The following is a 17,714-nucleotide window of genomic DNA, read 5'->3' as shown; positions in this document are numbered from 1 at the left end:
GTTAGGTAGCGTTATCCGTACTTTTTTCTAGAGGTAAGCAAATTTTCACTTTTGTGTATTCATCAGGTTGGCATTCAACTAAAACACCATAAAGCTCGCCATAGCGTAATTTTAATCGTTTATCCACCAGCCTCATTCCCAGTCCTAATTCATGTGATGGACATTGAGGTCGATAGAGCCCAGCATTATCGCAAATTTCAACAATGATCAAATGATGCTCTTGATGCGCCCTAATTGTAATCTTTCCTGTGTCTAATAACTGTGATGTTCCATGTTTAATTGCATTTTCTACCATTGGCTGAAGCGAGAAAGCGGGTAAACGTGCATTTGCTAAGTTTTCAGGGATTTGAATATCAATTTGCAAACGTTCCTGAAAACGCGCTTTCTCGATTTGTAGATAGGCGTTTACATGTTCGATTTCATCACTTAATGTCACAACTGCTTCTGGTCTTTTTAAATTTTTACGAAAGAAAGCAGAGAGAAATTGCACGAGTTGCTTTGCTTGCTCGCTATCACGGCGAATAACTGCTTGTAATGTATTTAGCGCATTAAAAAGAAAGTGAGGATTAACCTGAGCATGTAAGAGTTTAATTTCTGATTCTAAAAGCGATTGCTTATTTCGCTCATATTGCCCAGCTAGAATTTGTGCAGATAATAGACTTGCTATGCCTTCACCTAAGGTACGATTAATAGAACTAAATAGGCGATTTTTAGCCTCATAAAGTTTTATTGTGCCAATAACTTGATTATTTTCACCTCTTAACGGAATAACTAAAGTTGAACCTAGTTTGCAATGAGGGGAAAGAGTGCAACGATAGGGCGTTTCATTACCATCAGCATAAACAACTTCATTATTATTAATGGCTTGTTTAGATTGATCCGATGAAATAGGTGTACCCGGTAAATGGTGATCAGCGCCGATGCCAATAAAGGCGAGTAGCTTTTCTCTATCTGTAATGGCAACCGCACTGACTCTTAATTCCTGATAAATCACTTTTGCTACACGGGTACTATTATCTTGATTAAACCCTTTACGTAAAATACCTTCTGTACAGACAGCGATTTTTAATGCTTGTGCTGAGAATGCACTGGTATATTTTTCAAATATAGCGCGTCTATCTTGTAATATTCGAATAAACATCGCAGCACCAATGGTGTTTGCGACAATCATTGGTGCTGCAATATCTTTAACTAAGGCAAGTGCTTCATTAAATGGTCGTGCTAATAATAAGATGATGCTCATTTGTATGATTTCGGCAAAGAAAGTCACAGATGCAGCAGTCCAAGGATTAAATATGCGGTGCATTTGTCCGCGTTTGACATAATAACGGTGAACTAATCCGCCAATTAATCCTTCTGCAATAGTTGAAACCATACAGCTGAATGCGGTCATCCCACCAAGAGAATAACGGTGTAAGCCTCCCGTAAAGCCAACAAGAAAACCGACATAAGGGCCACCTAATAATCCGCCTAATACGGATCCAATAGCTCGCGTATTAGCAATAGAATCATTAATATGTAGCCCAAAATAGGTACCCATAATGCAGAAAATGGAGAATATGACATAGCACATCAACTTATGGGGAAGTTTTATTGTGACCTGTAAAAGTGGCGTAAATAGCGGTGTTTTGCTTAAAAACCAAGCAATAATTAAATAAACGCACATTTGCTGTAATAACAGCAAAATAAGATCAAATTCATACATAAGTATTGAGTACCGTTCTCTTTTCTATCTGAACAATATAAAAAGTTCAGATAAAACGGGGATATTAATTAGGCGATAAAGTTTGATATAAGAATAACTTAATCGCACTATCAAAGAAAATATTCCTTTGCGTCAGTGATCTGGCGCACAAAATTCTTAAAGAAATTCTGAGTTATTGTGTAATATAACTCTGTCAGTGAGTGTTCTACTTCACTATTAAGGTCTAATCGTTATATGAAAAAAAGAGCCATTTATCTTATTTTATTAATGCTAATACTAATTGCATTAGCCGTACTTTTCCGCGCGCATAATCAATATTTATTATTGCAAGGAGAAGTTGATGCTCCAGAAGTGATTGTTGCCTCTAAAGCCAAAGGCCGAGTTATTGAACGCCATATAGAGCGAGGTGATGATGTCAAAAAAGGGCAATTAATGATCACATTAGAAAGCCCTGAACTCAATGCGCAAGTTGCCGCACTTGAAGCCGCCAAAGCACAAGCTCAAGCTCAATTAGATTTGTCATTACATGGCACAAGAGAAGAGAGCATTCGGAATCTAGAAGCGGTTTTATCTCAAGCTAAAGTAGAAGCTGCAAATGCGGCAAGAGATTATCAGCGTATCAGTGCGGTAGCTAATCAAGGTTATGTATCAGCAACAGAGTTGGATAATGCGCGCCGTAGCCGTGATGTTGCATCACAACGTGTCAGAGGTGCTCAAGCCGAATTGGATGAAGCCAAAAATGGCGATCGCATTGAATTACGTCATAAATATACCGCAGCAGTGCAACAGGCAGAACAACAACTTATTGAGTTGAAGATCCAACAAAACGATCTACAAGTTAAAGCTCCTGTAGATGGAGAAGTGGGACCTATTCCTGCGGAGATAGGTGAACTCTTTAATGCCAATAGTCCACTCGCTACCCTTATTCGTATTCCTGATGCTTATTTTGTTTATAACCTTCGTGAAGACATCTTAGCGGATATTCGTAAAGGTGATCGTATTACTATTACGGTTCCTGCATTAGGAAATAAAGAGGTAGAAGCTGAAATTCGCTATATCGCTCCAATGGGTGACTACGCAACAAAAAGAGCGACAAGAGCAACGGGTGATTTCGATTTAAAAACGTTTGAGATCCGACTGTATCCTGTGACGCCAATTGAAGGGCTTCGCCCCGGTATGAGTGCATTATGGCGTTGGGATAAATAAGGACAAACAATGAGAGTAAAGGCAGCTTGGCGTGGCTTTAGTAGCGCATTTTCACGAGAAACTCATATGGCAGTTCGTAGCCCCGTTTTTCACTGGCTAAGCTGGCTATTTCCATTGATGTTGTTCACGTTAATTAGTGCTAACTTTTCTGAAGGTACACTGCTGAATTTACCCGTTTCGGTGATCAATAACGATAATAGCCCGTTATCAAGAACACTGATCAGAGACTTAAATGCAGGCTCTCATGCGCAATTAAATACGTTAGATGGTAATCCTCGAACAGCAATGGAACGGCTTGGTAGTGCAAAAGATTATGCGATACTCACTATTCCTCGACACTTTGAAAGCAAGGTATTAGCAGGAAAGCAACCTACCACACGTATGTATTACAACGGGTTGTATTATGCAGCAGGGAGTTATGCAATACAGGATTTTAGTGGATTAATTGCAGAGCTTAATGCGCAATACCGTACTGTTTTAGCTCAAGAGATGAATAAACCTGTTCCTCCATTGGCAAAAGTGACGCTCTCTTATGACAGCTTGTTTAATGCCAGTGGTAGCTATATTTATTATCAGCAATTTGCAGCTACTATTCATATGCTCCAATTATTTGTCGTGACTTGTACGATTTATTCGTTATCACGCGGTAATATGCTATTGAATATTAAGCCTTTCACATTTGCCCTTATTGGTAAACTCAGCCCTTATACCTTGTTTTTCTTAACCTTGTTAATTGTTGAATTGGCGGCATTAGTACATTTTTCGGGGGCGAAGGTGAACGGTAATCCGCTATATATGGTGTTGGTGGGGTTCTTCTATATTATTGCAGCTCAAAGTGTGGGGTTACTGCTCTTTGCATTTACCAATAGTGCAATAACAGCATACAGTATGATAGGTATGTTGGTGAGTATTGCATTGGCATTTTCAGGTATGGCTGTACCTGAGCTTTCGATGATCTTACCTGCACAGATTATTTCTAATTTAGAGCCATTAACTCACGCCTTAAATGCCATGTTTGATATCTTTTTAAGAGAAGTATCACTCCAAGGTATTTTATATGTTTGTTCGCTCTTGCTGATTTATCCTTTTGCTATCGCCTTCTTAGTTCGTAAACGCATTTTTAAACGATTGGAATTACAGGTAGGTGTTGCATGATGCAGATGTATTTCCAAACTTTTAAGCGCGTTCTACTGGGTATGTTAGAAAAACCGATGTGGATGCTACTTATCGTTTCTCTATGTATTATGAGTTTGGTGTATGCCAAACCAGTTCTATGGGATTTACCTGTGGCAGTGATTAATCAAGATCATAGCCCTGCAAGTTATTCACTTATTCGGGCATTAAACTCGACACCTAAATTAAGTATTAATAACTACGATAATTTAGATGAAGCTCGTCACGATATGATTATGCGTGAACTCTTTGCCATCATTATCATCCCAACTGATTTTGAGAAGAAATTATTGAATGGTAAAGATGTCACTGTTCCGGTCTTTGGTGATGCTACAAACCGCCTTGCCAGTGGGCAAATTCAGCAAGAATTGATGTTGGCTTATCAACAGTTATTAGATTCTTATAATGGGCGCATTTTACAGAATGCGGGTTTTAGTGTTGAACAATCTAAGATTTTATTAAAGCCTATTCAGGGTGAAACCATAGCGATGTATAACCCTGGTGTCAGTTTTGCTGCAATTATTTTCCCGGGCTTATTAGTCATGTTATTACAACACTCGCTCTTAATTGCTTGTGTCCGTGTCAGTATTGCTGTGAGAAGTACGCCAAAAGGAAAGCCACCATTAGCGGTTTATTTAGGGGCGTTATCTGCACTTATTCCTATTTGGTTATTTTTATCTGCCGTATTCTTTGCATTATGGCCTTGGGTATTAGGCTATCGCCAAGAAGCTCCCTTTTACCAAGTATGGATGCTCACTTTCCCATTCCTATTGGCTGTATTAGGTCTTGGCAAGTTAATTACAGAGTGCTTACGCAGTGTTGAGATGATTTATCTGACATTGGCATTTGTGACAACACCAGTATTCTATATTTCGGGCACGATTTGGCCATTACAAGCGATGCCAGACTGGGTATTTGCAATCTCATCCGCACTACCTTCTACATGGGCAGTAAACGCCATGGCAGGTATAAATCAAATGGGATTATCATTCCAAAGCATATTGGGCGATATTGTGATGATGCTGGTTTTAGGCGTGATTTACACCGTGTTAGGCGTACTGGTGGGTATGTTACGTAATGGTGAGTTAAGACATATTACGCACCAATTTAAACATTGGTTACATCATCGCGGTGAGCCAAAATAAAAAGCCCGTACGGGCTTTTTATTTAATCATATTATGATGTGCTAAAATATTTTTATTCCACTAACTCCAACCCGGCTAACTTACGCCAATAGCCATTACAGTCATGGTGATGAACTGTGGTCAGTGGTTGTTGGCCTTGTTCATTTTGGCGAAATTGTTGCAAGGTATCAAAAATAGCGTCAGATTCAGGAGATAAGCGGATAATATCCACTAAACCTGCCATTGATGTTTGATCATTACCCAAGTTATAACAATAGCCACTTTGTGTTTGAATACCATTAAGAACAAATACTTGCTGATTTTCTTGTGAGAGTACTTCACGGCCTTGAGGGTATTTTTGGCAGCAGGTCTCACAATCATCTTTAGAGCGATTTTCAGAACGAGCTGTAAAACAGCGCGCTGAATAAGCTAAAGGAAGATGCCCATAAGCCAGAACTTCAACCTCAAACTTATCTCTAATACCTAATGTTTCACATTGGGTTAGAAGGTTGCTTAACCATTCGCGAGAAAGCTCAACAGGCATACACCAACGCATCATTCCTTGTTTATGTAACAAACGCAGTGCATAAGCGTTATAGCAGTTAAGTCCGTGGCCGGCCACAAAAGGAAGATGGCGCTCGTAAAGCATATTGATCACACCAAAATCATGTGCTTCAACTAAAAACTCACCATTATCAACTAACTTAGCAATTTCTTTTAATTCAGAGGGTGCTTGTAATAACGCCAAGGTAGAAAGAACCACTTGCTTACCGCTTTTAGCGACTTCTTTGGCGAGATTGATCCAATCTTGAGGTTTGGTTTCTCGGCGTTTACTACAAACTGTTTCACCTAGATAAATAATATCAGCATCACTATGTTTTGCTTTTTCATAGAAGGCTTCAAGTGCTTCTTTTTGCCAATAATAAAGTACAGAGCCTAATGCATATTTCATTTTCTTATCCTTATTATTGCCATTTACGGTGATAAGCACCCAATGTTGTTTGTGTTCCTTCTGAAATTTTTCCTAATGCATTCATCCAATGAGGGTTAGTACTAAAGCCTTGAGGATCTTTTTTGCATTGATCGATAGCTGCACGCCAAACCCTTGCAACTTCAGTAACATAAGCAGGACTACGTTGACGACCTTCAATTTTGACGGATGCGATATTCATCGCCATTAACTCTGGTAATAATGAAAGAGTATTGAGGCTCGTAGGCTCTTCTAATGCGTGATAACAGTGATCATCAACAAAATAGCGTCCTTTGCACAATGTTGGATAACCTGCATTCTCATTAGGTGAATAGCGGTCGATAAGTACGTCATTAAGGCGAGACTCCATGCCTTGCGGTGTCTGTTGCCAACGTACAAAACGGGCAGGGGAGCAAGCACCCACGGTATTAGGGGATTCACCAGTTAAATAAGAAGAGAGATAGCATCGACCTTCAGCCATAATACATAAACTACCAAAAGCAAAAACTTCTAAAGGTACTGGACTAGTTTGTGCTAATTGTTTTACTTGATGAATAGATAAAACTCGAGGAAGAACAATACGAGCCACATCAAAGTTACGTTGATAAAATTCAATCGCTTGTGTATTGGTTGCAGAAGCTTGCACTGAAACATGGCGCTCAATATGAGGATAACGCTCTGCGGCGTACTCTAACATGGCGATATCCGCCAAAATAAGCGCATCAGCACCTAAAGATGCTGCCATATCAACCGCTTTTTGCCAGCGTTCAAATCCATCAGGGTGAGCAAAAGTGTTTATTGCAATATGCAATTTTCGCTGGTGGCGGTGAACATAATTAACCGCTTCTTGTAACTTCTTTTCTGTGAAATTCAAACCCGCAAAATGTCTTGCATTAGTATCATCTTTTAAACCGATATAAACGGCATCCGCACCATTATCTATGGCCGCTTTTAAGGCTGGTAAATTACCCGCTGGGCACAGCAATTCCATCTTCACTTCCCTTTAGAAATTAAGAATGATCAGAAATTGTAATGAGCAAGATAAAAAAAGGTTTTGATTTAGGGCAGAGAACTCTGTTTTTTGCTTAAGTAAAATCAAAGAACTCAAAATGTGAACAACGGATTAACCGAATATTGATATAGGATCGCAGAATATCTGTCTATATCTGGCACAATAGCCCGTAATTTTATTTATAGGAGTCCGAACGTGTTTAACAAAATTCGTACCCATTTGGTTAAAGAAGGGCCTCGTTTTTTACGTTACCCTTTACAAGTTACCCCATTTGCTCTGCAGCGCGACATCTTAGAACAGTTTTTAAGTTGGCAGTTTCGTGAGTCGTTAGCTGAAGGTGATTTACACTTTTTAGAAGATAAATGGCTAAAAGTTGAGATAAGAGACTTACATTTACAGTGGTTTATCAGTGTTCGTGATGATAAATTAGTGGTTAGTCGCTTAGAAAAAGAAGATGTCAGCTTTAGTGGAAATGCTAATGATCTTATTTTAATTGCTGCTCGCAAAGAAGATCCTGACACCTTATTTTTCCAACGTCGTCTACAAATTGAGGGTGATACAGAACTCGGGTTATATGTTAAGAACCTGATGGATGCAATTGAATTAGACTCAATGCCATCTGTGTTGCGTTTTGGTTTATTACAACTGGCTGAGTTTGTAAAAAGTGGGCTTCAAGAAGAAAAAGAAGACACTCTGCACAGCCATGAACTGAGCTCAACTTCATGCTAATACGTGTTGAAATTCCCGTTGATATTCCTGCAATTGATAACCTTTTACGCCAAGCGTTTCCGACAGGTAGTGAAGCTGATTTAGTCGGACATTTACGTGAAGAAGGGTTATTAACATTAGGCATGGTAGCAATTAGCGATGAAGGCCAATTGATTGGCTATATCGGTTTTACACCTGTTGATATTGACGGAAAAGATTGCCAGTGGGTAGGACTTGCACCACTTGCTGTTGCACCTGATTTCCAAAACCAAGGTATTGGACGTCAACTGATTAATGAAGGGCTAGATAGCCTAAATGAATTTGGTTACGGTGCAGTTGTTGTGTTGGGGGAGCCTGAGTATTATCAAAAATCCGGTTTTATCCCAGCTAAGTCACAGGGCTTACATTGCAAATGGCCTGATACAGAAGAGGCTTTTCAGCTTTATGCGTTAGAAAATGGCAATGTTGATGACATCCATGGCTTAGTTAACTATTCACCATTGTTTGACCAATTTAGCTAAATTTATTTATCCTGTATTAAATACAGTGCAATGTCTGAAGGCTGGTCAATGATCAGCTTTTCTTTTTGTGTCTTTTTTAGCTGCTTTAATTGGTATTCAAGTTGAGAAGCTCGTTGCCTATTCCCTACCTGACAATAAAATTCCAGTAATAAAGGGCCTTTACCTTTTAGTGCTTTAGCACCCGTTCCATTCTGATGTTGTTGAAAACGTCTCTCAACATTTGTCGTGATCCCAGTATAAAGAGAACCGAGACGATTTCTAACAATATAGAGTGACCACATTGTCTCCGTCATCATTTTTTCCTTTTCGTGCTATTTTCTCTTTTGATAAATAATATTTCTTAATTTTTCAAGTGAGTAATTTATCGTTTTACAAAAATAAAATCTATTAGATATATCAATATGTTGTGAAATATTTGTGACAGTAATTTCTATCATTTAAAAAATAAAATTCAATTTTTTTGAAAATGAACAGCAATTATTGCTAATTTTAAAGTTAAACTAAAGCGCATAATATGATCCACATCACAGAGAGACACTCCGCGATACCTAGCAAAATTAGAATTTATTTGGAGTTTATTATGAAAAAATCTACATTAATCGCTGCTACATTAGCTTTAAGTGCTATTTCATTCGGTTCAATCGCATCTGATAGCGTATCAAAAAGTCCTTCGGTGAATGGTGAGTATATCACAATCACTGGTAGCGATACTTTAGATGGTTTAACAACTAAGATTGCCCAAATTGCAAAAGATGAAGGTGCAAAAGGCTTTAAAGTTGTTGGCGCTACAGGTGATGATTACCTCACTGTAAATGCTGAAATTTATCGTTAATTTTAACTATTCCCGATAAATAACCTGTAATAAGAGACACGCGGTAAGACGCTCGTTTTGGTGATATAATTATCAACTAAACAGCGTCTCTTTTTGTATCTATACAGGTATATTATGTTTTCTCTAGATTCGATCAAAATAATTAAACAATATATACGTGGCAACCATGTATTTACCTTATGTACAACAAGTTCATTGGGTGATGTTTGGTGTGCTAATTGTTTTTATTGGTTTGATGAAAGTCAGATGAAGCTTATTTTTCTTTCTGAAAAGAAAACACGTCATGCTCAAATGATGCAGGAAAATTTATTAGTTGCCGGAAGTATCAGTACACAAGAAATTGCTGTATCAGATTTACAGGGTATTCAATTCACGGGGTCTGTTTCTTTACTGACTGGTAAGGACGACATCAACGCAAGAAAACATTATTGTTTACGTTTTCCTGTCGCATTAGCCGCCATCCATGTGCCTTTATGGGAGCTACAATTGCAAGAAGTTAAGATGGTGAATAATCAATTAGGTTTTGGTACTAAGCTCTATTGGCAACGTGATTAAACTTATTTTTTCTTAACTTTTAACTATTCCCAAAAATAATGATTTTTTTGTTCCCATCCTTTTAAAGACATACAAGAGGTGTAGAAGGTTTTTCTGTCTTCTTGGTTAATGTCTTCAACATAGCTTTCAGTCATTGGTACACGTTCAGTGTAGGTTTTTTTATCACCGCAGTGGTCTTTATCATCTTTACGACACGTTTTTTGTACATCACGATAAACAGTACGTTGTAGCACTTCTTTGCGAATAGGATAGCGAGTATTCGCATCAAGTTCACAAAGCATTTTCGCTTCTTGTAATGTGTAATCTGATGCACCTTTAGGTTCCCAAGTACTGCTACAACCAGAAAGTAAGATTATTGAAAATAAAGGGAAAAGTGCGAATTTCATATCAAATATCATCATAAAAAGAATAGTTAAGAGCGTTAATAATAAAACAAAACTAATCACTTTGACTATCTTTTTTGAAAATGATTCGCATTTGATAACGGAGGTGATTAAATAAGAATGATGAAAGAAAAAAGCCCATTATAAAAATGGGCTTTTAGGTATTATTCAAATGATGAAAGATTTTTTTCTATCTCAGCATCTATTTCAGTATGTTGGAGATGTTTAGCACCGAGTTTCTTTTTTAATTCGGCACCTAGCTTCACGAGTTGTTCTCGATTTGCTTTAGATTGCTTTTTACCCCATTTTTTTAAATGGTAGTTTAGTTCATGATCTTCAGAAAAGCTTACATATTTATTATCACTTAAAGGCATACATCCTCCAGTTAATTCAATGTGTATTACTTCAATTTATGGATCACCTGATTACTACTACCACGCCACAGTAATGCGGGATCATAAAGTTCTTGTACGAACTTCCCATCAATCAGTACGTTAATAAAGTTAACGACTTCTTGCTGCTCTGGGGTTAAGTCAGCCAGTAAGTAGCCAGTCCAAACCCAAATATCTTTCTCAGGGCATTCCGTTTTAACGCGTTTTACCAATTTTAATATAGCAGAAAGATTTTGAGGGTGTAGCGGATCGCCACCTGAAAGTGATAATCCTTGTCGTTTAATACGGTCGTCTTGGAGATCAGCAATGATCTGATCTTCCACTTCTTGTGTAAACGGCTTACCTGAAGTTAAGGACCAGGTTGATTTGTTATAGCATCCTCGGCATTGGTGTATGCACCCTGCAACAAACAGGGTGCAACGAGTACCGGGGCCATTTACCACATCAACAGGGTAATATTGATGGTAATTCACATTCTTAACCTAACTGACCATTTGCCAGATGTTTTACACGACGTTTAACTTCTTCTTGTTTACCCGCATTAAATGGACGTGAATCTGGGCTACCTAAATATCCACATACACGGCGAATAACGGAAACTCTCGCTGGATTGTGATTACCACAACGTGGGCAAGTAAAGCCTTTGCTAGTACAAGAGAATTCACCGGTATAACCACAGTCATAACATTCATCAATAGGTGTGTTTGTGCCGTAGTAAGGAACACGGGTATAGCTGTAATCCCACACATCCTCTAACGCTTTAAGGTTATGCTGTAAGTTTGGATATTCGCCGTAACAAATGAAACCGCCATTGGCTAATGGAGGATAAGGCGCTTCAAAATCCAGTTTGTCGTATGGATTTACTTTCTTCTCAACATCTAAGTGGAAGCTATTGGTGTAATAACCTTTATCCGTTACACCCGGTAAAATACCGAATTCAGCTGCATCTAAGCGACAGAAACGATCACATAAGTTTTCACTTGGTGTGCTGTAAAGGCTAAAACCATAGCCAGTTTCTGCTTTCCACTGATCTGTTGCTTCACGCAGACGATTAATAATTGCGACAGCTTTTTCCCTTAAGGTCTCATCATCAAAAACGTGTTTTTGGGTACCAAACAGTGCATTAATGGTTTCATGAACACCGATATAACCTAATGAGATTGATGCTCTGCCATGTTTAAAGATTTCAGCTACATTATCATCTGCTTTTAAGCGAACACCACAAGCACCTTCCATATAAAGGATTGGGGCAACACGCGCCTTGACGTTTTCTAAACGAGCAATACGAGTCATCAGTGCTTTTTTCGCTAACTTGAGACGATCATCAAGTAGCGACCAGAATGTCGCTTCATCACCTTGAGCTTCAATAGCAATACGTGGCAAGTTCAGGCTGATAACACCGAGGTTATTACGACCTTCATGGATCATCTCACCATTTTCCTCGTAAACACCTAAGAAGCTACGACAACCCATTGGCGTTTTAAATGAACCTGTTACTTTAACGACTTGATCGTAATTTAAGATATCGGGATACATGCGTTTACTTGCACATTCAAGTGCAAGTTGTTTGATATCGTAGTTAGGATCACCAAATTTATGGTTTAAACCATCTTTAATGGCAAAAACGAGTTTAGGGAAAACAGCTGTTTTACGGTTTTTGCCTAAACCAGCCATACGATTTTCAAGAATAGATCGTTGAATTAAACGCGCTTCTTTTGACGTACCAAGGCCAAAACCAAAAGTGACAAATGGTGTTTGCCCATTAGCTGTATGCAGTGTATTAACTTCATACTCTAAAGATTGGAATGCGTCATAACACTCTTTTTCAGTGCGCGCATTTGCATAGGCTTCTTTATCAGCAATTTGCCACTCTTGCGCTACTTTATAGTGTTTGTCATAACTTGATTTTACAAACGGCGCTAATACTTCATCGATACGATTTATCGTTGTACCGCCATAAATATGACTTGCCACTTGTGCGATAATTTGTGCAGTTACTGCTGTTGCTGTTGAAATAGATTTAGGGGGTTCTATTTCCGCATTTCCCATTTTAAATCCATTGTTTAACATGCCTTTAAGGTCAATTAGCATACAGTTAAACATAGGGAAAAACGGTGAATAATCGAGATCATGATAATGAATTTCACCACGCTCATGAGCGAGTACCACATCTCTTGGCAGGATATGCAATTTTGCGTAATGTTTAGCCACAATACCCGCAAGTAAATCACGCTGGGTAGGGATAACCTTACTGTCTTTATTCGCATTTTCATGAAGAATAGAGACATCACTTTGTTCGATAAGACCTCGAATTTCCTGAGTTAGTCTTCCACGTTGCTCACGAGCAACATCTCGGTCATGACGGTATTCAATATAGGCTCTGGCGACATCTTTATGTTCACCAGCCATCAGCTGATTTTCTACGGCGTCTTGGATCTCACGGATATCGACATTCGAACGTCCTGCGAGAGACTGTGAAACAGATTCAGCGACGGATACGCAATAATCATCATCAGTGATCTCACAAGCTACGGCCGCTCTTTTGATAGCATCACTGATGCGGGTTTGGTCAAAAGAGACTTTACATCCGTCTCGTTTTATCACTATGGTTTTCACAATCTTGCTCCTTAACTATTTATCCACAGGCTCAAATCCCATAAAAACAGGTGATGGCACAGCATTCAGGCTTATTGTGGATAAGATGTGTATAATTACTATATGTTGTAGGTCGATATGTATTAAAGCACAATATATAGTAATTGAAAGGAAAATAATCTTCATTAAAACTGATCTACATCAAGGTATTTTTGCTACATCAGGCCTCAAGAGGGATTGGTAGAATTGTAAATATGTGCCAAAAACAGAAGTGATAAATTATTCATCGAAAAGTGAGAACATAAAAAAAGCAAAGTGCTCATAAAGAGACCTTTGCTTTTTTATGGCTTGCTATTGAGACGAAATTAACGGATAGCGATAACTTCGATTTCTACTTTTGCATCTTTTGGTAAACGTGCAACTTCAACACAAGAGCGAGCAGGGAATGCAGCGTTATGCTCTTTGAAGAATGCTTCATAAGCAGCATTGATCGTACCGAAATCATTTAAATCTTTTACGAAAACAGTGGTTTTGATGATATTAGCAACAGTTAAACCCGCTTTTTCAATGATTGCTTTTACGTTTTCTAAAGATTGACGAGCTTGTTCTGCTGCATTATCAGAAACAAATTCACCCGTTGCAGGATCAACAGGTAATTGACCTGAAGTGATCACTAAATTACCTAAATCAACGCCTTGTACATAAGGGCCAATTGCTGCAGGGGCTTTATCGGTATTAATTTCGTAAGACATGTAGAACTCCTGTTTTTATAAGATTAAGGCTAACGCTTGATTAGCACGGCGCTATTATAGCCAGTGCTGTAGGTTAGCAATATGACAGATATCAGGCTTTATCATAAAGTCTGTAAGTATAAAAAGAAAATAATCGTAGCGTTCTTTTCTATTTTTTGATGGTTTTTAATCCATGAAAATGACTAATTTATAGCAAATTTTTTATAAAAAAGATGATGGGTTTTTATCTTGTATAGAGAGAGGATATTATGTGTATTGAGAGGAAATTATTCTATTCTTATTAAAAAACTATCTGCCCTTGCGAGCAGATAGTTAAAAGAATTAACGAATAACTGCGTGGCGTTCGAACTCTTTTTCACAGTACTTGCAGGTTAATACAACATCTGAGGCCAGTTTTTTGACACGGAAACTACTTTGTACTGGCTCATTATGGCTAATACAGTTGCTATTAGGACAAGGCACCACATCTTCAAGCAATTCCGGCAAGCTTAATGCCATCTTATTAACGACTTGATAATCATCGATGATATTTACAGTTGCTTGAGGCGCATACATCGCTAAACGGTTTGCTTGCTCAGAGGTTAAAAAGACATTTTCGATTTTAATTAAGTCTTTTTTACCTAAATTTTCTGAAGGTAAATTAAAACCTACGGTTATTCTTTCATCAGTTTCTGTTAGGCGGAACAGTGAAAGAATTTTAAAGCCCACCTGCGCTGGAATATGATCAATAACAGTCCCACGTTTGATAGCTTCAACTTTTAGTTTGTGATCATGTGTCATGGTGTGCTCCTTATTAAAGAACTAAGTTTTTATTCAGGACTAAGGCAAGTAATGCCTGACGTGCGTAGATACCGTTGCCTGCTTGTTGGAAATAGTAAGCGTAAGGTGTTTTATCTACATCTGTCGTGATTTCATCGATACGTGGCAATGGATGTAGGATTTTGAGGTTATCTTTCACATTTACTAAATCAGCGCTAGTTAAAACAAATTGAGCTTTAACATTTGCGTATTCAGATGGGTCTAAACGCTCTTTTTGTACGCGAGTCATATACAGAATATCTAGCTCTGGCATCACTTCATCTACTGTTTCATGCTGGCTGTATTCAACACCATTTTCTTCCAGCAAGTGAAGAATATGCTCTGGCATGGCGAGCACTTTAGGGGCAATAAAATAGAGATGATTACCTTTAAATTTCGCCAATGCTTGTGCCAGTGAATGCACTGTTCTGCCATATTTTAAGTCACCGACCATCGCGATATTGAGATTATCTAAACGGCCTTGCGTCTCTTGGATGGTAAACAAGTCCAGTAAAGTCTGAGTTGGATGCTGATTTGCACCATCACCTGCATTGAGTACTGGAATATCGCCAGCAAACTCAGAGGCTAAACGCGCTGCACCTTCTTGAGGATGGCGAATAACAATGGCATCAGCATAAGTACGAAGAACCGAAATGGTATCCGCTAATGTTTCACCTTTTTTACCCAGTGAAGTGTTGCTTCCATCAGAAAAACCGACAACTGATGCACCTAGGCGGTGAATAGCTGTCTCAAATGATAAGCGAGTACGTGTTGATGCTTCAAAAAAACAGCTCGCAATCACTTTGTCTTTCAACAATTCGTTATTAGGTTGCTGTTTGAGTTTATTAGCAACGTGAAGAACAGACTCCAAATCTTCCCTGTCCAGATCATTGATGGAGATAATATGCTTTTGGTAGAGCGGATTAGTCATTAGAGTTCTCCTTTAGCGATGAATTGTGCGATAGATGGTTTTTTATAGGCCAAAAAAAACCCCTCAATAAGAGGGGTTTTAAAAAATTGGGCTACTGGAAAAAAGAGAATGCGCTTGCGACCAGTTAAGGTGCTTGTTTTTGTTACGAATTGGAATAGGCGCTGTTTCATCTTTCCTCCTGACAAATTGTGGCGCATTATACGCATCTTAGAGTTACACGCAAGCGTTTGCTTTTATTTTTTATTAAAAAATTTTTTTTAATTTAAAAATCAATAAGCTTGAGATAAAACGAAGAAAACACCTATTTTTTTATAAATAAAAAATAGGTGTTTTGCATGATTATGTATTTTAGAAAGGATTTGCAAGGGTCGCGACCATCACCGCTTTTATGGTGTGAAGACGATTCTCTGCTTCATCAAACACAATGCTGTGTTTTGATTCAAAAACCTCATCAGTAACTTCAAAGCCACCATAGAGATTAAATTCTTCAGCTAATGCTTTACCCATTGTTGTTTCTTCGTCATGAAAAGCGGGTAAACAGTGAAGGAATTTGACGTCTGGATTTCCGGTTAATTTTATAACATCCATATTGACCTGATAAGGCTTAAGTAAAGCGATACGCTCTTTCCAAACCTCTTTGGGTTCGCCCATAGAAACCCACACATCAGTGTAAAGAAAATCAGCATTTTTAACGCCTTCCGCTACATTTTCAGTTAGCGTGATATTTCCGCCATTTTTCTTGGCAATCTCTTGGCATTGAGCAACTAAACTTGCTTCAGGCCAACATGCTTTAGGTGCAACTAAACGTAAATCCATACCTGTTAATGCGGATGCTTCCAGCATGGTATTACCCATGTTGTTACGAGCATCACCAAGGTAAGCAAATACTGTTTCTGATAACGGTTTAGTTTGATGTTCTGTGATAGTCAGTAAGTCGGCTAACAGCTGTGTTGGGTGAAATTCATTGGTTAAACCATTCCAAACAGGTACACCTGAATATTGTGCAAGTGCATCCACTGTTTTTTGCCCGTAACCCCGATACTGAATACCATCATACATACGGCCTAATACACGCGCGGTATCTTTTATCGATTCTTTATGTCCAATTTGGCTTCCACCCCCTAAATAAGTCACTCTTGCGCCTTGATCAAATGCAGCGACTTCAAACGCGCAACGGGTACGTGTTGAGTCTTTTTCAAAAATCAGTGCGATATTTTTTCCTGTAAGATATTGAGTTTCTTGACCTGATTTTTTGGCTGTTTTCAATTGAGCTGACAATGTAAGCAGTTGTTGAATTTCTGCAGGTGAAAAATCAAGTAAACGTAAGAATGATTTTTGATAAAAAGGGTTCATAGGGTGATATCCTGTTATTGAATTTATATTCAATTTATATCAATAAATATTCATCATCAACCCCTAAAGGAAAACTTTTAATTTAAACAGTATGCGATAAGGGCATCATATTAAGTATGGAGTGTTGATCCTGCCTGTGGGAGAATGAGCAAGATACCTTTTCAGACTATTGCGGAGCATGATTATGGCGGACAGCAAAGAGTTAGCAGAACAACGTGAAGAAACACGTCTTATTATTGAAGAATTACTGGAAGATGGCAGTGATCCAGATGCACTGTATGCCATTGAGCACCATATTTCTTGTGAAAATTTTGAAACACTAGAAAAAGCAGCCGTTGAAGTTTTTAAATTAGGTTACGAAGTGACAGAGCCTGAGGAAATTGAAGTCGAATCAGGTGAGATTTTAGTTTGCTTTGATGCAGTAAGCGAAAGTGGTTTAAATGCTGAACTTATTGATGCTCAAGTTGAGCAACTAATGAATTTAGCTGAAAAAATGGGTGTCTATTACGATGGTTGGGGTACTTATTTTGAAGATCCTGACGCTGAGTATGATGATGAAGACGGTGAAGGCGAAGACGACGAAGAAGAGTCTGATAAGTCATCACGTTTACATTAATTTTTGCTAAATGTTGTCCTTTTGTACCTGATTTATCAGTGCAATATAGCACCAGCCACAAAATTGTTGCTTTGTGACTGGTGTTATT

At 38.4% G+C, this 17,714-nt stretch carries 21 protein-coding genes; 8 read left to right on the top strand and 13 right to left on the bottom strand.

The features are described from left to right. Position 1 precedes the first annotated feature (1 nt). Complete coding sequence (locus NBG71_RS16470; RefSeq protein ID WP_075673616.1) at positions 2-1,705, bottom strand: sensor histidine kinase; 1,704 nt, start codon at positions 1,703-1,705, stop codon at positions 2-4. Between the two features lie 234 nt (positions 1,706-1,939). Between NBG71_RS16470 and NBG71_RS16465 the strand changes: the two genes are divergently transcribed. The 3 genes from NBG71_RS16465 to NBG71_RS16455 are packed head-to-tail and all read left to right on the top strand — an operon-like array spanning position 1,940 to position 5,229. Beyond that, positions 1,940-2,911: an HlyD family secretion protein gene (locus tag NBG71_RS16465; protein ID WP_075673615.1), complete on the top strand. Its 972-nt coding sequence runs from the start codon at positions 1,940-1,942 to the stop codon at positions 2,909-2,911. A 9-nt stretch (positions 2,912-2,920) separates the two neighbouring features. After that, the gene (locus tag NBG71_RS16460; protein ID WP_075673614.1) at positions 2,921-4,066 is read left to right on the top strand and encodes an ABC transporter permease; all 1,146 of its coding nucleotides are present in this window, start codon (positions 2,921-2,923) and stop codon (positions 4,064-4,066) included. Further along, positions 4,066-5,229: an ABC transporter permease gene (locus NBG71_RS16455; protein ID WP_156734402.1), complete on the top strand. Its 1,164-nt coding sequence runs from the start codon at positions 4,066-4,068 to the stop codon at positions 5,227-5,229. The genes NBG71_RS16460 and NBG71_RS16455 overlap by 1 nt, the downstream gene beginning before the upstream one ends. 52 nt (positions 5,230-5,281) lie before the next feature. Here the strand turns inward: NBG71_RS16455 and NBG71_RS16450 are convergent, their stop codons facing one another. Further along, the gene (locus tag NBG71_RS16450) at positions 5,282-6,160 is read right to left on the bottom strand and encodes a U32 family peptidase (protein WP_075673612.1); all 879 of its coding nucleotides are present in this window, start codon (positions 6,158-6,160) and stop codon (positions 5,282-5,284) included. Between the two features lie 13 nt (positions 6,161-6,173). Further along, positions 6,174-7,169 (bottom strand): ubiquinone anaerobic biosynthesis protein UbiU, encoded by a 996-nt coding sequence (gene ubiU, locus NBG71_RS16445; RefSeq protein ID WP_099660267.1) that lies wholly within the window; start codon positions 7,167-7,169, stop codon positions 6,174-6,176. Positions 7,170-7,385: 216 nt separating this feature from the next. Here ubiU and ubiT point away from each other — a divergent pair, with 216 nt between their 5' ends. Together ubiT and NBG71_RS16435 are read left to right on the top strand one after the other, a co-directional pair. Further along, positions 7,386-7,919: a ubiquinone anaerobic biosynthesis accessory factor UbiT gene (gene ubiT / locus NBG71_RS16440; RefSeq protein ID WP_006535669.1), complete on the top strand. Its 534-nt coding sequence runs from the start codon at positions 7,386-7,388 to the stop codon at positions 7,917-7,919. Next, positions 7,913-8,419, top strand: coding sequence for a GNAT family N-acetyltransferase (locus NBG71_RS16435; protein WP_075673610.1), 507 nt, complete (start codon positions 7,913-7,915; stop codon positions 8,417-8,419). Before ubiT ends, NBG71_RS16435 begins: the two co-directional genes overlap by 7 nt. 2 nt (positions 8,420-8,421) lie before the next feature. Here NBG71_RS16435 and NBG71_RS16430 read toward each other — a convergent pair whose 3' ends face one another. Then, the gene (locus NBG71_RS16430; protein ID WP_098941343.1) at positions 8,422-8,712 is read right to left on the bottom strand and encodes a GIY-YIG nuclease family protein; all 291 of its coding nucleotides are present in this window, start codon (positions 8,710-8,712) and stop codon (positions 8,422-8,424) included. A gap of 287 nt (positions 8,713-8,999) precedes the next feature. Here NBG71_RS16430 and NBG71_RS16425 point away from each other — a divergent pair, with 287 nt between their 5' ends. Together NBG71_RS16425 and NBG71_RS16420 are read left to right on the top strand one after the other, a co-directional pair. Next, complete coding sequence (locus NBG71_RS16425) at positions 9,000-9,251, top strand: YdgH/BhsA/McbA-like domain containing protein (protein WP_075673608.1); 252 nt, start codon at positions 9,000-9,002, stop codon at positions 9,249-9,251. Positions 9,252-9,365: 114 nt separating this feature from the next. Then, a complete protein-coding gene (locus NBG71_RS16420; RefSeq protein WP_075673607.1) occupies positions 9,366-9,806 on the top strand; it encodes a YhbP family protein in 441 nt (146 codons plus the stop codon). A gap of 23 nt (positions 9,807-9,829) precedes the next feature. Here the strand turns inward: NBG71_RS16420 and NBG71_RS16415 are convergent, their stop codons facing one another. The 9 genes from NBG71_RS16415 to argF form a co-directional block, all read right to left on the bottom strand. Then, positions 9,830-10,192, bottom strand: a complete 363-nt coding sequence (locus NBG71_RS16415) for a hypothetical protein (RefSeq protein ID WP_098944020.1) — start codon at positions 10,190-10,192, stop codon at positions 9,830-9,832. A 161-nt stretch (positions 10,193-10,353) separates the two neighbouring features. Next, positions 10,354-10,563, bottom strand: a complete 210-nt coding sequence (locus tag NBG71_RS16410) for a hypothetical protein (RefSeq protein ID WP_075673606.1) — start codon at positions 10,561-10,563, stop codon at positions 10,354-10,356. A 26-nt stretch (positions 10,564-10,589) separates the two neighbouring features. Continuing rightward, positions 10,590-11,054, bottom strand: coding sequence for an anaerobic ribonucleoside-triphosphate reductase-activating protein (nrdG, locus tag NBG71_RS16405; RefSeq protein WP_075673605.1), 465 nt, complete (start codon positions 11,052-11,054; stop codon positions 10,590-10,592). A gap of 4 nt (positions 11,055-11,058) precedes the next feature. After that, entirely contained in the window at positions 11,059-13,197 is a 2,139-nt protein-coding gene (nrdD, locus tag NBG71_RS16400; protein ID WP_250917025.1) for an anaerobic ribonucleoside-triphosphate reductase, read from the bottom strand. A gap of 344 nt (positions 13,198-13,541) precedes the next feature. Next, positions 13,542-13,928: a RidA family protein gene (locus NBG71_RS16395; protein ID WP_006535650.1), complete on the bottom strand. Its 387-nt coding sequence runs from the start codon at positions 13,926-13,928 to the stop codon at positions 13,542-13,544. A 321-nt stretch (positions 13,929-14,249) separates the two neighbouring features. After that, positions 14,250-14,708: an aspartate carbamoyltransferase regulatory subunit gene (gene pyrI / locus NBG71_RS16390; RefSeq protein WP_006535648.1), complete on the bottom strand. Its 459-nt coding sequence runs from the start codon at positions 14,706-14,708 to the stop codon at positions 14,250-14,252. Between the two features lie 13 nt (positions 14,709-14,721). Further along, positions 14,722-15,657, bottom strand: coding sequence for an aspartate carbamoyltransferase (gene pyrB, locus NBG71_RS16385; RefSeq protein ID WP_075673603.1), 936 nt, complete (start codon positions 15,655-15,657; stop codon positions 14,722-14,724). Then, positions 15,657-15,827, bottom strand: coding sequence for a hypothetical protein (locus NBG71_RS16380; protein WP_164530178.1), 171 nt, complete (start codon positions 15,825-15,827; stop codon positions 15,657-15,659). The genes pyrB and NBG71_RS16380 overlap by 1 nt, the downstream gene beginning before the upstream one ends. A 178-nt stretch (positions 15,828-16,005) precedes the next feature. After that, positions 16,006-17,010 (bottom strand): ornithine carbamoyltransferase, encoded by a 1,005-nt coding sequence (gene argF / locus NBG71_RS16375; protein ID WP_109419178.1) that lies wholly within the window; start codon positions 17,008-17,010, stop codon positions 16,006-16,008. Between the two features lie 184 nt (positions 17,011-17,194). On the opposite strand from argF, the gene rraB reads away from it, so the two are divergent. Then, positions 17,195-17,626, top strand: a complete 432-nt coding sequence (rraB, locus tag NBG71_RS16370) for a ribonuclease E inhibitor RraB (RefSeq protein ID WP_099660265.1) — start codon at positions 17,195-17,197, stop codon at positions 17,624-17,626. The last annotated feature ends 88 nt before the right edge of the window (positions 17,627-17,714 follow it).

Origin of the sequence: Proteus sp. FZP2095, from assembly GCF_023701425.1 — a bacterium.
GTDB classification, from domain to species: domain Bacteria; phylum Pseudomonadota; class Gammaproteobacteria; order Enterobacterales; family Enterobacteriaceae; genus Proteus; species Proteus cibarius.
This window is presented reverse-complemented; position numbering and strand designations above follow the sequence as displayed.

Coding starts and splice junctions, on each gene's coding strand:
- NBG71_RS16470 (WP_075673616.1), bottom strand. CDS start 1,705: ATGTATGAATTTGATCTTATTTTGCTGTTATTACAGCAAATGTGCGTT.
- NBG71_RS16465 (WP_075673615.1), top strand. CDS start 1,940: ATGAAAAAAAGAGCCATTTATCTTATTTTATTAATGCTAATACTAATT.
- NBG71_RS16460 (WP_075673614.1), top strand. CDS start 2,921: ATGAGAGTAAAGGCAGCTTGGCGTGGCTTTAGTAGCGCATTTTCACGA.
- NBG71_RS16455 (WP_156734402.1), top strand. CDS start 4,066: ATGCAGATGTATTTCCAAACTTTTAAGCGCGTTCTACTGGGTATGTTA.
- NBG71_RS16450 (WP_075673612.1), bottom strand. CDS start 6,160: ATGAAATATGCATTAGGCTCTGTACTTTATTATTGGCAAAAAGAAGCA.
- ubiU (WP_099660267.1), bottom strand. CDS start 7,169: ATGGAATTGCTGTGCCCAGCGGGTAATTTACCAGCCTTAAAAGCGGCC.
- NBG71_RS16435 (WP_075673610.1), top strand. CDS start 7,913: ATGCTAATACGTGTTGAAATTCCCGTTGATATTCCTGCAATTGATAAC.
- NBG71_RS16430 (WP_098941343.1), bottom strand. CDS start 8,712: ATGACGGAGACAATGTGGTCACTCTATATTGTTAGAAATCGTCTCGGT.
- NBG71_RS16425 (WP_075673608.1), top strand. CDS start 9,000: ATGAAAAAATCTACATTAATCGCTGCTACATTAGCTTTAAGTGCTATT.
- NBG71_RS16420 (WP_075673607.1), top strand. CDS start 9,366: ATGTTTTCTCTAGATTCGATCAAAATAATTAAACAATATATACGTGGC.
- NBG71_RS16415 (WP_098944020.1), bottom strand. CDS start 10,192: ATGAAATTCGCACTTTTCCCTTTATTTTCAATAATCTTACTTTCTGGT.
- NBG71_RS16410 (WP_075673606.1), bottom strand. CDS start 10,563: ATGCCTTTAAGTGATAATAAATATGTAAGCTTTTCTGAAGATCATGAA.
- NBG71_RS16395 (WP_006535650.1), bottom strand. CDS start 13,928: ATGTCTTACGAAATTAATACCGATAAAGCCCCTGCAGCAATTGGCCCT.
- pyrI (WP_006535648.1), bottom strand. CDS start 14,708: ATGACACATGATCACAAACTAAAAGTTGAAGCTATCAAACGTGGGACT.
- pyrB (WP_075673603.1), bottom strand. CDS start 15,657: ATGACTAATCCGCTCTACCAAAAGCATATTATCTCCATCAATGATCTG.
- NBG71_RS16380 (WP_164530178.1), bottom strand. CDS start 15,827: ATGAAACAGCGCCTATTCCAATTCGTAACAAAAACAAGCACCTTAACT.
- argF (WP_109419178.1), bottom strand. CDS start 17,010: ATGAACCCTTTTTATCAAAAATCATTCTTACGTTTACTTGATTTTTCA.
- rraB (WP_099660265.1), top strand. CDS start 17,195: ATGGCGGACAGCAAAGAGTTAGCAGAACAACGTGAAGAAACACGTCTT.